The sequence below is a fragment of the Oceanospirillum maris DSM 6286 genome (assembly GCF_000422865.1).
Lineage (GTDB): Bacteria > Pseudomonadota > Gammaproteobacteria > Pseudomonadales > Halomonadaceae > Oceanospirillum > Oceanospirillum maris.
This window is the reverse complement of record NZ_AUGW01000024.1, coordinates 16,113-31,003: the sequence shown is the minus strand read 5'-3', so window position 1 is coordinate 31,003 and position 14,891 is coordinate 16,113. Positions and strand designations below refer to the sequence as shown.

The window sequence follows — 14,891 nt, the reverse complement described above, 5'->3', positions numbered from 1 at the left end:
ACAGTCGGAATCAATCTCCCATGAATGTTAAAGAAAATCTGAGTGGTTTTGCACTGCTTGGCGCAGCCGTTATTCTTGGCAGCTTTGCCCTTGAACCTGCTATCTTCTTCCGTTTGCTTATTGGTTTAGGCTTAGGTTACGCCCTAACCCGTTCATCTCTTGGTTTTGCCGGTAGTGTTAATCGCGCTTATCGTGCAGGTTCCACCCGTCTTATGCGAGCGCTGATGTTAATGTTTGTGGCGACCGCCATTGCATCGGTTGCCTTTTTATATAATAACAACCCCTTGGAATTGGGACTTTGGATCAACCCAATTAATGCGGGGCTTTTACTCGGCGGGTTGATGTTTGGCTTTGGTATGTCGTTTGCTAGCTGCTGTGCCTCTGGCGTTTTAACTTACTTTTCTAGCAGCTTAACTCGACCCGCTATTATCTTATTTAGTTTTGGCTTGGGCGTGTTTTTAGGTTTCCCTCTACAGGCGGAAGAAAGCTGGATTCGTGACAGCTGGTTCTCAACCACAACCTATGAGGGTAAAGGTGTTTATCTGCCAGACCTGTTTGCTGGCGGCCCTATGGACGGCTACTTTGGCGCGATCCTGTTAACGGTTCTATTTGCGGCCATCGTGATCTGGTTAGCACATCGTTATGAGCACAGCCGTCGTCAAAAGGATACGTTTATTGGTGTTGCCGCAGAAAAAGAGCAACTAGAAAGCAAGCCTAGTAACTTGGGTGAGCATCCGTTCTTTAGCGCCGAAACTTACGAAGCACTGTTTATTAAACGCTGGTCGATGACCACAGGCGTTGCGGTCATCGTTGTGCTCTTTACGCTACTAATGGGCGTGACGGGTTCAGGGTGGGGCGCATCAACCCCCTTTGGTTTATGGTTTGGTCGTTTGCTTATTGCCGTAGGCGTAGAGCCTGCAGCTATTGCGGCATTTACACTGCGCCCAGAGGCCGCCTTTACCATGCCGTTTTTTAGTCATTCGGTAAGCGTGCAAAATGTAGGGATTATTCTAGGCTCTGTGGTATCACTGCTGCTAGCAGGACGCTTCTTTAACGGCATAAGTCGTATGCGCCTCGGTGGTAGCGAAGCCGCTATGCTGGTTGTCGCCGGTCTAGCCATGGGCTTTGGTACTCGCCTAGCTAACGGCTGTAATGTCGGTGCGCTTTTCACACCCATTGCTAACTTCTCCCTATCTGGCTGGGTTTTCCTAGTGGTTATGGTGCTTGGTGGTATCCTTGGCAACTGGCTTAGTAAGCAGATGAAAAATGCCTGATTGATGTTTGAACCGCCTTGCTAAACGCCCCGCCGCTGAAAAGCGCCGGGGCGTTTTTGGCTGTCGGTGAATAAACGGCCATAACTTAACACTGTTCCATATCCGAGCGGGATAGGAGCACTCTCTGTTTCGCTGAAAAAGGTCGATGTCTGTGACTGAGTTAAAAACGATTGGCTTATTTCTCGTTACCGCTTTAGCCGAGATTGTGGGTTGTTATTTGCCCTATCTTTGGCTTCGGGAAGGGAAAACAATCTGGCTACTGGTGCCCGCAGCGCTGAGTCTTGCCGCCTTTGCATGGTTGCTAACCCTGCACCCAACCGCATCGGGCAGGGTGTATGCCGCCTATGGGGGCGTTTATATTTTTATGGCGATAATCTGGCTCTGGGCCGTAGATGGCATCCGCCCAACGATCTGGGATCTGGTTGGCACCGCCGTAGCTCTGCTAGGCATGGCGATTATCATGTTTGCCCCCCGCAGCTCGTAAACGGCTCACTCAAAAAACGCTTATCTGATTGCCATGCTCCGCGTGGCAATGCCTTCCATGCTGAACGTCACTCCGCCAACTCGTTCCAACGCTCCGCGTTGTAATGAATACCCCAACCAGCATGCGGTATATCGCTTCAGTTTGAGATGCCAGACAACATAGTTAGTTTTAGTAATGCTAAAGTGGGAAAAATCAGTGGCGTTTGACTTAGTTACAACCATCAGGGTCATAAGAAGTTATTTGTGAATTGCGAACCCATAGATTGATGCAGTATGGTAGTGTTGCGCATGGTGTTGTTCTAGTATTTTTCTAGCAAATTGATTAGATCAAACAGCACTATGCGTGTCTACATATTGATTGTATGAGAAATTATCTGGGGATTCCCTAGAGTTAAGTGTTAACTGTAAAGTAATTATTTTTTTTAAGCTTTTGCTGGCGAACTTTAGCTCTTGCCTCAAATCAATAATAACAGGGACGTTTAAATGAATGTAGGTGGTTTCATTGTTAATGAAGATTTGTGGCAAAGTCTGAGACACTGCCAGCAAGAAAGTATTAAAACGGCGTTAAGTTACTTAAAAAAGCCGTTAAATGAAAACGCGAACTCTTGCCTGATCAGTTTGCCAACAGGTGCAGGTAAGTCCGGTGTAATAAGTATTGTATGCCAAAAAGCAACTCAAAAGCGGGTGCTGGTTTTATGTCATCGACGTGCTGTGTGTGATCAACTTTTTAAAGAAATAGATGGAAAGTTCTTCAGTGATCGTGTTGAAGGTAAGGTTATCAAGCGCAAGGCTGTTTATAGTGATGTGAGCGATACCTCTAAAAATGGCGTTTATGTTTCAACCTTCCAGAAACTACAAACTTTCAATAGTGCTCAGCTTGAGCAGTTAAAGAAAGATATTGATCTTATTATTATTGATGAGGGGCACGCCGAACCTTCTCCAGTATGGAGTACCTTGGTACGTGGTATTGATGCTCATAAAGTCGTTATAACTGCTACTCCATACAGGAATGACTTGTACCAATTCGACGTTACCGAAGACGCTAGTTATATTTATACCTTTGAAAGAGCACTTGCAGATGGTGTTTTAAAAGAACCAACTTTTGAGTCAATTGCTTTAGCTGAATTAAGCGGGAAAATCACCGAATTATTAGAGGCCAATGATGACACAAAGTGCATTATCAAATGTGAAAAGTTCGAAGATATTAATCGCTTTTACGATTTGTTAAACGATGATTTTTCGGTATTAGCAATACATGAACAATTTACCAAAGATGAACGAGGTAATGTAAAAGTTTCCGTGCCATCGAACCTTAAAGGTTCTGATTATCAAGTCATAATTCACCAGCGGAAACTGGATGAAGGGGTCGATATTCCCGAGGCGAAGTTTTTGGTTTTGGCCTATGCAGTTAATAGTGGTCGGGAACTAGTTCAAACCATCGGAAGAGTAGTTCGTCTGTACGGTGATATTGAACCTAAAATTTTGGAGATTGAAAGCGATGCAAATAGCCAAATGTGGCAAAACTACAGAAAATTTGATCGTTCACTAGATAGTGCAGATTCAGTTAAAAAATTCATAGCATCATTAGACAGTAATAAGTTGATTGACCGTTACCTAGAAGCATTTCCTGATGTGAGTTATTACGGAAACCGCTTTGTAAGTAAGTTTGACTTTAATACCTTCGAGCCGGAAAGTTCTCTTAATATCCCAACAGCATCAATTTGTTTTTTGAACCAATCGCAGGGATTCAGCGTTCAGCTTTTATCTGATCATCTATATTGGCGATGTAATAATGCTGGTGAACTCGCGAGAATATTTGCTACAGAAACTGGTATTCATGGTGTTATATCAATCGCATTCAATAAGTCTCGGTTTTTAACAGACCAGTTTTTCTTTGAGCCTTCATTTGAAATAACATTGTATAAACAGCTCTCGAACAACGTTGTTGCAATTTATGATAGCCGAGGTCGCAGATTTAATGGTGAGAAAGATTTAAAACTCGGCTCTGCGGTATCTCTAGATAAACTGCTTAAGGTAATGTCATTAGGTGAATCAGCCTCAACGAAAGAAGCGAGTAGTAAATCGATTAGCTCTGCTAGAAAACGTCCCGAAAGCATCGCGGTAAAAGGAAAAGATTTAGAGCAAATGGCTGACATGCAAGCCAATGCTTCATATCGGTTAGCCACAATGCGTTGTGATACCTATGACCAATTCAATAAAAAGAAAGGTAGCTATTATGTAGGCGCAGATTCTGGGAGAATCTCAGATCAAAAAGAGTCATCGTTTACTTTGGGTGATCTTAATGATTGGCTTACAGATATTGATAGCGTCATATCTGCAAATATTAATATAAAGAACGCCTTAATACATTCATATGCAAAGCCAATATCTGTTGATGAAAACTTTGAAGCTCACAGTTTGATTTTTGATTTAACAGAGTATGAGTCTCCGATTAGTATTTTTATAGCTGAGGAACAATATAAATTCGATAATTCGTTTTTGTATTTAATTTATGATAACGGTGCTTTACTTGTTGATGGTGTTGAGGAAAGTAAAATTTTAGTCAACTTTAATAAAGAAGAACCTTATCTAGAAATTACACCAGAAGTGGAAATACTATATTCACTTGAAGGTGGGGAACAACAAGACATAACTGACTTTCTCAACGAGCACTTACATAAAGCTCTTTTGGCTAACGGGATAAGCTTTTCAAACGGTAAGTTCTATCAATTAACACTTCCTCTGGCTGATAGTTTCGTACTAGGTGCTTCAAATCTTGCCAATGTTGTTATTGGGCTTAAACCACTTATTGGTGAAGATTTAGATGAGAAGGGATGGCAAAAAGAGAAAAAGGATAAAAAGGGTTTTCATCAAATAGTGGATGATGGCTTTAGTCCGCATTCTGTTTTTTATTTAGTGGATCAATTAAAAGCTAACGGGTTAGATAACCCAACTAAAAACGAATTAGGTCCATTTGCTCCTTATATACCCGAAGCTGATTTGTTAATTAACACGGATATGGGAACTGAGCCTGCTGACTTCATAGTTTCGTCAAAAAATAAATTGGCTTTTGTTCACGTTAAATGTGGCAAAGCTACAAAAATGCCAAAATCGTCGGCTGGTGCACTAGCAGAGGTTGGCTCCCAAGCCATAAAAAACATTGACATGCTTATTAGTGGAAATATTGAACTGAAGCCTTTTAATTGGAATAGGCTTCATACAGCTTGGCCAGATTCTGATGCCGCACAAAATATTGTTGAAAGAATTAGAGTTTTTCAAGGTGAAAAGTTTAGTGCTCAAAATGAGCAGGAAAGAAAAGAAAAACTAAATGAGCTATGGGATACAGTTGCAACAAGACGGCGTTCTACTGCTGTTAAAAAAGAGATTTGGATTGCTGCTGCCAATAGCTTTTCTGCCAAACATTTTGAGCAGCAATTAAAGTTAGGATCAGAGGCAAATGGCGAAACCTTGCAAGCTTTTCAATTATTAAATAGCTGGTTAGCAACAGCTCATGATAATGATGTTGAGTTGAAAGTTTTTGTTTCACCATAATTTGAGGCTAGAGCTAAGGAATAGATGATGAGAGGTGGTCAAATTGCCTAGAGATTTTACAAAATATAAATTTAATGGACAGATTCTAGGTAAGGGGCGTTTGGTTTTAGCTGTAGTAAAAGAATGAAATTGCACCCAAAGATAATCCACTTCACTCCCTGATTTGCACCGAGGACTGATCCGCATTTGGCTTTGATATACGAGAAGTTATCTGAAACCTAGTAAAACCAGGACACCCATAAATTAACCATCAACTGATACCTGTTAATAAACAGCAGCTGGCCTTTTCTATCTGATGCGCAACAAGCTGTCGGATGACGCGCCAATCGGGCTTCAGGTTGTTTGTTGGTGGGGTGTTGGGCGCTTATCCAACCTACGACGAGAGGGGCTTTGTGCGGGAATATGCGCCATCTGTCGCTTCAAATCCCTGATCATTATTCGTGACTAAGGCTCCACGCGGAGCGCGGGAGCCAGATAAAAATTGTAGCGCTTGGTCGGTCTTAACTCATGCCCATCTGCACCAGCGCCATATAAGCCCCAGTTCCCCCTAGAATACTTACCAGCGGATGCTTAAACAGCAGATGCAGTGCTGCGGTCAGCGCTAAACACCCCAGCTCTGGCAGAAAACCGGTACTGGCCAGATCTTCGTTCTTGAAGGTGTAGACCACCAGCAAGACCATCATAACCGGCGGTAGATAACGGCCTAGAAACACTAAAACATGATGATCGGCTACTTTATAGAGCAGTACAAAAGGCAGTACACGGGTTAAAAAAGTAGCGGCGGTCATTACTGCGATGACGGTGAAGAGGTAGCCTGCGTATTCCATCGTTTACCTGCGTGTATCATTAACAGAACGCTCATACTGAGCAAAATTGAGATTAAAAGCATTTGGTCACGGCTGATAAAGAGCAGTGTCGCAATCCCGATCAAAAGTGCCAGAATAAAAGGCGCTGGTTTTTGCAGGCTTTTATACTGCTCTATCGCTAGCACCATAAAGAGTGCCGGTAGAACAAACTCAATACCTGCGGTAGAAAAGCTAATCTGCCCTCCCAGCCAAGCCCCTAAAGTACAGCCGATCACCCAGTAAACCTGATTAAATAACGTGACTTTAAATTGAAACTCCGCAGGAGAGATCCAGTCCGGTAATCGAGAGGAGGTGAGCAGCGAATAGGTTTCATCCGTTAAACCAAAAATCTGATACAAACGGCGTGCGCCTTTATTGGGGATTTTGCCCACCAATGAGATACCGTAAAACATATGCCGAGAGTTAAGCAAAAAGATGGTGATAAACATCTCCATTAAACCGGCACTGTTTGCCAGCAAACCTACCGCCAAAAACTGCGCAGCCCCTGCAAAGATAAATATCCCCATTAAGGTGGCATAAATCCAGTGATAACCCAGATCGCTAAAAAGAACGCCGAAGGCCATTCCCAACGGAATATAGCCAAACATAACCGGCAGCGATGCCTGGAAGACAAAGCGGTTGGTAGAGTGCTCTAAAGACATAGTGAATTTTCTGATTGATGAAGAGGTTTTAGTGTGATCGGCTATATTAGAAGTCTTTTTTGGAAAAACCAAACGTTTAATCGTTAATTTTTTAGACCATCATACTAAAGCAGTATGACAAAGAATTAATAAAGCGCCGATCACCATTTACGCTGTGCTTCAGAAAGGGTTGCCAGTAGTTGTTCAGCGGTGGCTTGATCATTGTCGTTATAGCGGGCTTGTTGCAACAGATAGACACTAAAAATACTGCCCTGCCCCTGCTCCGATTGCACCTGAATATCACCGCCATAGCGGCGAATAATGCCATAGCTAACCGACAAACCTAAACCCGTGCCATTATCTCGGGTGGTAAAAAACGGGTCAAAAATATGGGGTAAAATACCCTCTGCAATACCGCGTCCGTAATCTTCAACGTCGACGACGACCCCTTTTAGTTCATGGTTGTCATACCAGTCATGGCTGCGGATTAAAATATCACCCGCGCCCTGTGTCGCATTGGCGGCGTTAATCACAAGATTAACAAACACCTGTTGCAACTGCTGTACATTACCTTCTGCGGAACACGTGGCCTGTAGGTTAAGTTTGACTTGAAGGCTCTGCTTTTCCAAAGTGTGACGCACCAACAGCAAGGTATCATCAAGCACCTGATTGATATTCAGCGGGGAAAGAGACTGGCTGTATTCACCGGGTCGGCTGTATTGCAGCAGATTATTAACCAAGGCTCTAATTCGGTAGACCTGCTGAATAATAATCTCTATTTCTTCTTCTACTTCGGCGGCATTGTCGCCTAACGTGTCTTGTAGTAGATCCATATTGCCCAGAATAACCGCCGCAGGGTTATTAATCTCATGGGCGATACCCGCCGTTAGCTCACCCAGTGCTGCTAGCTTTTCTTTAGTGACTAATTGAGCGCGGGTGGCCTGTAGTAAACGAATATGCTCTTCAAGCTCTCGGGTTTTATCCTGTAGCGACTGCGTGCGAGACTGAACCTTGTGCTCCAATACATCCGCTGCTTGCTGAATTTGGCGATTACGATCTTCTAAAAGATCCAGCATGGTGTCGAACTGTTCCGCCAATTCACTAAACTCATCGTTAGTATCCATCATACCGATTCTCTGTCGCCGACCTACTTTTACCGCCTGTACTACATTATGGATTCGCCGAATGGGATGGGTTATCAGCCCTGTGCTTCGCAGAATTAACAGAATGGAGATAATCGCGACAATGGCAAAAGCGCAAAGAAGTTCGATCAAGGTTTTTCGGTGTATATCCCTATAAGGCTGCTCTAAAAAGCCCGTGTAGAGCATACCAATACGTTTACCCGCCAGATCTTCAATCGGGTTATAGGCGGAGATATACCAATCGTTGACGACAAAGGCACGATCAACCCAGCTTTCGCCACTTTGCAAAACGCGTTTATTCACATCCTGGGATACACGGGTTCCCAATGCGCGATGGGTATCGTTTAAGTCAGCATTTGGCTGGCGGTTGGGCACATTGGTGCTAATACGAACATCATCAAGAAACAGTGTGACGGTGCCAATGCCGCCGTCTGGCAGGGTTCCAGGTCGGTAAACAAGATCTCGGATACTATCGACAAATTGATTATTACGGTTGAGTAAGCGCCCGCTATCGAGGAGAGCAATCATAACCCCTTCGTCGTTAGTCACTGGGTGAAGGGCGCGAATAAACATCCCTCGACGCTCGGTATCACGGCTGGTCGGCAATGCGCGAGGCGTGGAGTGCAAGGTGATAGACACTCGGTCGATAAGCTCAGGGTCGATCACCCCAAGCTCCTCTGGTGAAATCAGTTGTAGTCCTGCGCTGGCATTCGCCGCCAACACGCGAGACGCTATTTGGCCCAGGCTTGGTTCCTGAAGAACCCGATGACTGAGGTTGTTAGCCGGAATCAAACGAACAAAATCTAAGCGGTGCAGTGCTTTAAAGCTATAGAGTTGCTGGCTAATGCTGGAGGGCTGTTGGCGTTCAACACTTTCTCGCAACTGCTGGTTTAAGCTCAGTTGTTTGAGATTGCTAAGATCCTGTTGCTCTAAGATTTTAAGAAACCCCTCCGCCACAGAAAGATCAGCACGAACTTTACGGTCGAGCTGATCGGCAGAATACGTACTGGCCCAGTAGCTTGTCATCCCAAGAAGGGTAACTAAGGTTAAAATCAAAGGGGTGATACTTAACCCCAAAATCTTTAAACGAATAGAGGATCGCATGAACCAACGCCGCTTTAGCTGTTGCCGGTGAGGTGACATTAGGGCGTATTACCCTGACTTTCATCCCAGGCCTGCAATTTTCGATCCAGTGTTTTTCGAGAAATGCCCAACTGTCGTGCCGCTGCTGATTTATTGCCTTTAAATTCGCTCAACACTTGCAGGATATGGTGTTTCTCAACAACATCCATCGGCCAATCACAAGGATAGCCTCGGCTTTCGGTGCGGGTTCCCGTGGCACTTTGGGACAGACTGTCCCCCTTGCTAAAGCTTTCAAGGGGTAAGCGTCCCAAAAGGATACAGCGCTCGACGAAGTTTTTTAGCTCACGTACATTGCCCGGCCAACTGTAGCGTGTAATCGCGGCCATATCTTCATGGGCAAGAGGTACCGGCGGTAAACCCAGCTCCTGGGATAATCGGCGGGAAAAACTGTGTACCAAGGTCGGTATATCTTCAGGGCGATCCCGAAGCGGAGGTAAGGTTAACGTGAGTACGTTAAGACGGTAGTAAAGGTCTTCGCGGAAACGACCTTCTTTAACTTCCTTTTCTAAATTGCGATTGGTCGCAGCAACAATACGAACATCAATACTGATCTCTTGCTCTCCTCCGACAGGGCGTACCGCTTTTAACTCTAAGACTCGCAGCATTTTTGCCTGCATCGCAAGCGGCATTTCGCCTATCTCATCAAGGAATAAGGTGCCACCGCTGGCGAAGGTGAACAGGCCTTCTCGGGCTTTTTGTGCGCCGGTAAAAGCGCCTTTGGTATGACCAAATAACTCACTTTCTAAAATATCTGCAGCGATCGCTCCGCAGTTAACTGGGACAAAGGCACCGCTACGGCCACTGTTTTCATGTAGCGCACGGGCGGCAAGCTCTTTACCAGTACCGGACTCGCCTTCAATTAATACGGCGGATGGCGTGGGCGCTACTCGCCGGATAATACTATCTACATCTTTGATCACTTGGCTTTCACCCAGCATGGCACTGCTAGAGCTAAAGACCGTATTGAGTTCACGCTTAAGGACAAAGTTTTCTCGGGCCAGCAGGCGGCGTTCAATACAGCGGTCAATGGCCGCCATCATCTGCTCTAGCCGGAAAGGCTTAAGAATAAAGTCGCTAGCGCCAGCTCGAAGGGCTTCAATGGCCGTTTCCAAATCAGCGTAGGCGGTCATAAAAATGATGTCGCTACGACGGGTCTCGTCGGTAATCGCCTCGTGCCATTCGATCCCTGAACGCCCAGGTAACTTTATATCGCAAACAATAAGATCGAAATGGCAGCGCTTGCGAATCTCTTCGGCGGTTTCTATGCTGTCTGCTGACTCGACCAAAGCAAAACGCTTACTTAAAGCCTTAATCAGAAAATTGCGCATACCGGGTTCATCATCGACAATAAGAACCGATATGGCAGGCGTTAACGGGTTGTTTAAATCCATTCGTGTGCGTGTACTTTTTTCGATAGAGGTCATCGTATTCTTTCTTATGCTCGGGTAGCAGAAAATCTTATGATTGTTTTTTTATGCAATTTTGAAGAAAAGTTTATGCAAGTTTGAAGAAAAATTAGGCCATAGCGGTGAACAAGGTTAAGTCTATTACAAAACACCTGTATCAAATCGACCCTGCCATAGCTTGCCTGCGACATTATGACCCTATTTTTTTGTCATTATCGTTTTTATTGTGACCCCGTTCGACCCTGCATGACTTAAAAGTCAGGGCTGAGGCGGCCTTGCCTAGACTGGCATTCATCTTGCTCTAATGGGACTTTGATCATAACAAATATTGCCCGATGAGGCATTTAAAGGACGACCATGAGAATACTAAATACCTTTATCCGCTCTGCTGTGCTGGCCGTTGTAGCGGCCACTGCTTCGGTGCAGGCCTACGCGGAAGATCTTGGCATTATCCGTTTGGCAACAACGACCAGTACCTATAATTCAGGTCTGTTAGATTACTTACTACCAGAATTTGAAAAAGCCAATGGCGCAACGATCCAAGTGATTGCCGTTGGTACAGGTAAAGCACTGCGCATGGGCCGTGATGGCGATGTTGATGTGGTTATGACCCACGCACCACAAGCTGAAGCTAAATTTGTTAGCGAAGGCCACGGCATTCAGCCACGGGCGATTATGTACAACGACTTTGTTCTTGTCGGCCCCAAAAATGATCCAGCCGGTGTTAAATCCGCCGATAGCATTGAAGCAGCACTGACTAAAATTGCCAGTCATTCTGCCCTGTTTATCTCCCGTGGCGATGATTCCGGTACTCATAAGAAAGAGCTAGGCCTATGGAAATCCGCTCACACTAAACTGCCGTTTGAAGGCTACCGTGAAGTGGGCCAAGGCATGGGTAAAGTGCTGCAAATCAGCTCTGAACTACAGGCTTACACCCTAACAGATCGTGGTACATGGTTAGCTTATAAATCTAAAGTTGATCTGGCTATCGCATCTGAAGGTGACAAGCGTCTATTTAACCCATACCAAGTAATTCTAGTTAACCCTACTAAATATGACGGTTTGAACACCACCGGCGCTCAAGCATTTAGTGATTGGTTGGTTTCTGATGCAACGCAAAAACGTATCAACGATTTCCGTTTACACGGCGAGCGTCTGTTTATTGCGAACGCGGCCAAGTAATCTGCGTTAAGGTCATTTAGATGGCCTAATCAAGACCAAAGCCTGCAAGTCTCTTTACCGGCTTGTGGGCTTTGTTTTGCACAAAATGTCTTAAGTACGTAATTAACAATACCCCCTAGACAATAACAATAAGGCACAGGCATCTATGGCGTCTTTAACTGAGACTTTTGTTGCAGCGGTGGAGTTATTGGTTTCCGGTGATAAAGCCCTGTGGACCATTATTGCCGTTTCATTTAATGTCTCATTTACAGCATTGATACTGGCGATCGTTCCGGCAACACTTATTGGATTTGCTTTAGCTTATTGGCGTTTCCCTGGGCGCTGGCTGCTACTCTCTTTGACTCACACTTTAATGGCGGTGCCTACCGTGGTGGTTGGGTTAATCCTATTTATGTTACTGTCACGGGCCGGGCCTTTAGGGGACTGGCGATTATTGTTCACCCAAAATGCGATGGTTGTTGGTCAGTTTTTATTATGCCTGCCGTTACTGGTTTCCATGACCCATAGCGCCTTTCAAGGGGCGGACAAACGCGCTTGGGAAACGGCTAAAATGTTAGGTGCCAGCCCTATTCGCTGTTTATGGGTACTGATGATAGAAGTGCGCTACGCACTATATTCCAGCTTTATTGCCGCCTTTGCTCGTATTATCGCAGAAGTTGGCTGCGCCATGATGGTTGGTGGCAATATCCTTAATTATACCCGCAGTATTACAACCGCTATCGCCCTTGAAACACTAAAAGGTGAGTATGCTCAGGGAGTTGCGTTAGGCTTGGTCTTATTCCTATTAGCCATGTTGTTAAATGTGGGCATGGGGCTGCTAAGAGGCAAAGGACAACTGGCCAGTCGTTAAGCGTCCTTGATAAGCCTCTCTTTTTATTAAAATCAAACAGATGCTAGAAGCCTATAGCTCATATTGAAACTAGCCCATGTTGGAACAAGAGTTGAAAGCCTTGAAACAAGAGCCGAACCCCAGATTAGAACAAAGGTTAAAACAAGCGCCCGCTTGTGCCTTATTAACCCTTGATCATTTGGAGCACCGTTGGCTGGAGCATTCCCAGTCATTATTTGATATCGAACAGATGCATTGGCAATCTGGCGAGCATATCTGGCTACAGGGAGCTAATGGCTCTGGGAAGACAACCTTGATGCGCTTGCTGTCTCACTTGGAACCTGTGCAAAAAGGCTCTATTCGCTCGGCCCATGGGCGTATCTGCTATCTTCATCAAACGCCTTATCTTTTTGCGGGCAGTGTTGAGCGAAATCTGATGTTTGTTATCCGCTCTTTAAAAGGCGATGAACGCCTTGGCGCTAAAGAGGCGTTAGATCACGGGCTTGAGCTGGCAAAATTGACAGCCCTGAGACAGCAAAGTGCGGTAACCTTGTCAGGCGGAGAGCGCCAGCGCCTTGCCCTGTTAAGAGCATGGCTACTACAGCCTGACTTGCTGCTGTTAGACGAACCAGCCGCGAATCTTGATGATGATTCTATCGAACTCATGTATCGCCTAGTCACCGATCTGATCGCAAAAGGCTGCGTTATTATGGTCAGTTCTCACCAAACCAATCAGCTAACGGATCTTTGCAATACCTGCTGGACGATTCATGGCGGCTCATTAACCAGATCAGAAATCACTCAGCATCAAGATCATTGCGCTAGCCAGAACAACAGCCCTAGCCAGAAGAGAGATACGGTATGAGCGAACAAGAGTCTCACGTGCAACAAGCCGTTACCGCGGTGGTATTAGCCGGCGGCCAAGGCCAGAGAATGGGTGGGGTGGATAAAGGATGGGTTTATTTTGATGGCCGTCCAATGATTCACCATGTTTTGGAACATATCGCACCACAGGTAGACACGGTTTTAATCAATGCCAACCGAAGTATCGACGCGTATCAAGCGTTGGGCTATAGCGTGATTGAAGACCTAGAGCAGGGTTTTCATGGGCCGTTAATGGGCATGCTAACAGGGTTAACCCATGCAAAAACCGACTGGGTGCTATTTACCCCCTGCGACACCCCTTTATTGCCAAAGGATATGGTAGAGAAACTGTATGCGGCAACTCAAGCCGAAGGCGCTGTTATCGCGGTGGCCCATGATGGCGAACGCTTACAGCCGGTAATCTCAATGGTTAAACGCAGCCTGCTACCGAGCTTGCAAACATGGCTGAGTGACGGTAAACGCAAAATTGACCGCTGGTACATGCAACATGCCATGGTAGTGGTAACGTTTGATACCTTGTCAGAAGTGTTCGTCAATTTGAACACTCAGGAAGACATCCAAAACCTTGAACGCCTACGACCCAAAAAACCTTAAGCCTGTGGTCAAAAGAATTCGAGCGTGTACGGCCCTTAAATACGCCCTAATCGAATAGCATCGGGCAATAAAACAATAAAACAACAATAAAACAGTGCTTCGGTGCTGTTTTTTTATGCCTGCCTCAGAAGGTATGCCAATGGTCATGGGATATCTCAAATGGAACATTTTGGAGCATTCTTGACCGTATTCCGCTGAACGGTGGAATGCTACTTGCTGGTTATCTTTCACTGATAGAATAAATTAGGACGCGCCATGTTAAAGTTTCCTCTGCCCGTTTTAGGTTTTGCTGCATTTAGTGGCTCGGGTAAAACCACCTTGCTGAAAAAGCTGTTGCCGGTTTTGGTTGAACGAGGACTGCGCGTGGCCGTGGTAAAACATGCTCATCACGCGTTTGAAGTTGATCATCCCGGTAAAGATAGCTACGAGCTGCGTAAAGCTGGGGCGGCACCGATGTTAATTGCCTCAGCAAATCGTATGGCGATGATGTTAGATTTTCCTCAAGAGCCTAGTTTTCCTAAAGAGCCTGATTTGGCCGAAATGATCGACTTTTTACCGCAACACCGTTTAGATGCGGTTTTAGTCGAAGGATTTAAGGCGGAACACTTTCCCAAAATAGAGGTTTATCGTCCCGCGACGGGTAAGCCTCTGATGGCTCAAAGCGACGCGAATATTATTGCCATTGCCACGGACGAGCCTACCGTTGTGACTAACAAAATGGCTGATGTTGCAGAGGCAATGGCAGATACAAATATTGCGGATGCTAATAGCCAGATCCCACAAGATTCTGCGCTAAAAATCCTCGACCTTAATCATTGTGAAACCGTGGCTGATTTTGTAATTGAGCAGATCCGCTTACAGACCCAAAAGCTGAAAAAGTAGCAGTCAAAATAGCGGACAAAGACAAAATAGAAG

General features: G+C 45.3%; 12 protein-coding genes. 8 read left to right on the top strand and 4 right to left on the bottom strand.

All coding sequences use genetic code 11. The annotated features are described in order from the left end of the window. Positions 1 to 20: 20 nt before the first annotated feature. From G517_RS0110295 to G517_RS0110285, 3 genes are all read left to right on the top strand, one after another. The gene (locus tag G517_RS0110295) at positions 21 to 1,274 is read left to right on the top strand and encodes a YeeE/YedE family protein (RefSeq protein WP_028304350.1); all 1,254 of its coding nucleotides are present in this window, start codon (positions 21 to 23) and stop codon (positions 1,272 to 1,274) included. A 151-nt stretch (positions 1,275 to 1,425) separates the two neighbouring features. Beyond that, positions 1,426 to 1,758 (top strand): YnfA family protein, encoded by a 333-nt coding sequence (locus tag G517_RS0110290; RefSeq protein WP_028304349.1) that lies wholly within the window; start codon positions 1,426 to 1,428, stop codon positions 1,756 to 1,758. Between the two features lie 482 nt (positions 1,759 to 2,240). Then, positions 2,241 to 5,309, top strand: a complete 3,069-nt coding sequence (locus G517_RS0110285) for a DEAD/DEAH box helicase (RefSeq protein WP_028304348.1) — start codon at positions 2,241 to 2,243, stop codon at positions 5,307 to 5,309. Between the two features lie 500 nt (positions 5,310 to 5,809). Here the strand turns inward: G517_RS0110285 and G517_RS0110280 are convergent, their stop codons facing one another. The 4 genes from G517_RS0110280 to G517_RS0110265 all read right to left on the bottom strand — a co-directional run bounded on the left by G517_RS0110280 (position 5,810) and on the right by G517_RS0110265 (position 10,504). After that, positions 5,810 to 6,136, bottom strand: a complete 327-nt coding sequence (locus tag G517_RS0110280) for a branched-chain amino acid transporter permease (protein ID WP_028304347.1) — start codon at positions 6,134 to 6,136, stop codon at positions 5,810 to 5,812. Continuing rightward, positions 6,097 to 6,816, bottom strand: a complete 720-nt coding sequence (locus G517_RS0110275; protein WP_028304346.1) for an AzlC family ABC transporter permease — start codon at positions 6,814 to 6,816, stop codon at positions 6,097 to 6,099. Before G517_RS0110275 ends, G517_RS0110280 begins: the two co-directional genes overlap by 40 nt. 140 nt (positions 6,817 to 6,956) lie before the next feature. Beyond that, entirely contained in the window at positions 6,957 to 9,041 is a 2,085-nt protein-coding gene (locus G517_RS0110270; RefSeq protein ID WP_169447909.1) for a sensor histidine kinase, read from the bottom strand. A 38-nt stretch (positions 9,042 to 9,079) separates the two neighbouring features. After that, positions 9,080 to 10,504 carry a sigma-54-dependent transcriptional regulator gene (locus G517_RS0110265; protein WP_028304344.1) on the bottom strand — a complete coding sequence of 475 codons (1,425 nt, stop codon included), beginning with the start codon at positions 10,502 to 10,504 and terminating at the stop codon, positions 9,080 to 9,082. A gap of 339 nt (positions 10,505 to 10,843) precedes the next feature. On the opposite strand from G517_RS0110265, the gene G517_RS0110260 reads away from it, so the two are divergent. From G517_RS0110260 to mobB, 5 genes are all read left to right on the top strand, one after another. Beyond that, entirely contained in the window at positions 10,844 to 11,668 is an 825-nt protein-coding gene (locus G517_RS0110260; protein ID WP_028304343.1) for an ABC transporter substrate-binding protein, read from the top strand. 145 nt (positions 11,669 to 11,813) lie between these two features. Further along, positions 11,814 to 12,518 carry an ABC transporter permease gene (locus tag G517_RS0110255; protein ID WP_028304342.1) on the top strand — a complete coding sequence of 235 codons (705 nt, stop codon included), beginning with the start codon at positions 11,814 to 11,816 and terminating at the stop codon, positions 12,516 to 12,518. 76 nt (positions 12,519 to 12,594) lie between these two features. Beyond that, entirely contained in the window at positions 12,595 to 13,362 is a 768-nt protein-coding gene (locus G517_RS18655) for an ATP-binding cassette domain-containing protein (protein ID WP_051206284.1), read from the top strand. Further along, entirely contained in the window at positions 13,359 to 13,976 is a 618-nt protein-coding gene (gene mobA, locus G517_RS0110245; RefSeq protein WP_028304341.1) for a molybdenum cofactor guanylyltransferase MobA, read from the top strand. Before G517_RS18655 ends, mobA begins: the two co-directional genes overlap by 4 nt. A 255-nt stretch (positions 13,977 to 14,231) precedes the next feature. Next, positions 14,232 to 14,858, top strand: coding sequence for a molybdopterin-guanine dinucleotide biosynthesis protein B (gene mobB, locus G517_RS0110240; protein WP_028304340.1), 627 nt, complete (start codon positions 14,232 to 14,234; stop codon positions 14,856 to 14,858). The last annotated feature ends 33 nt before the right edge of the window (positions 14,859 to 14,891 follow it).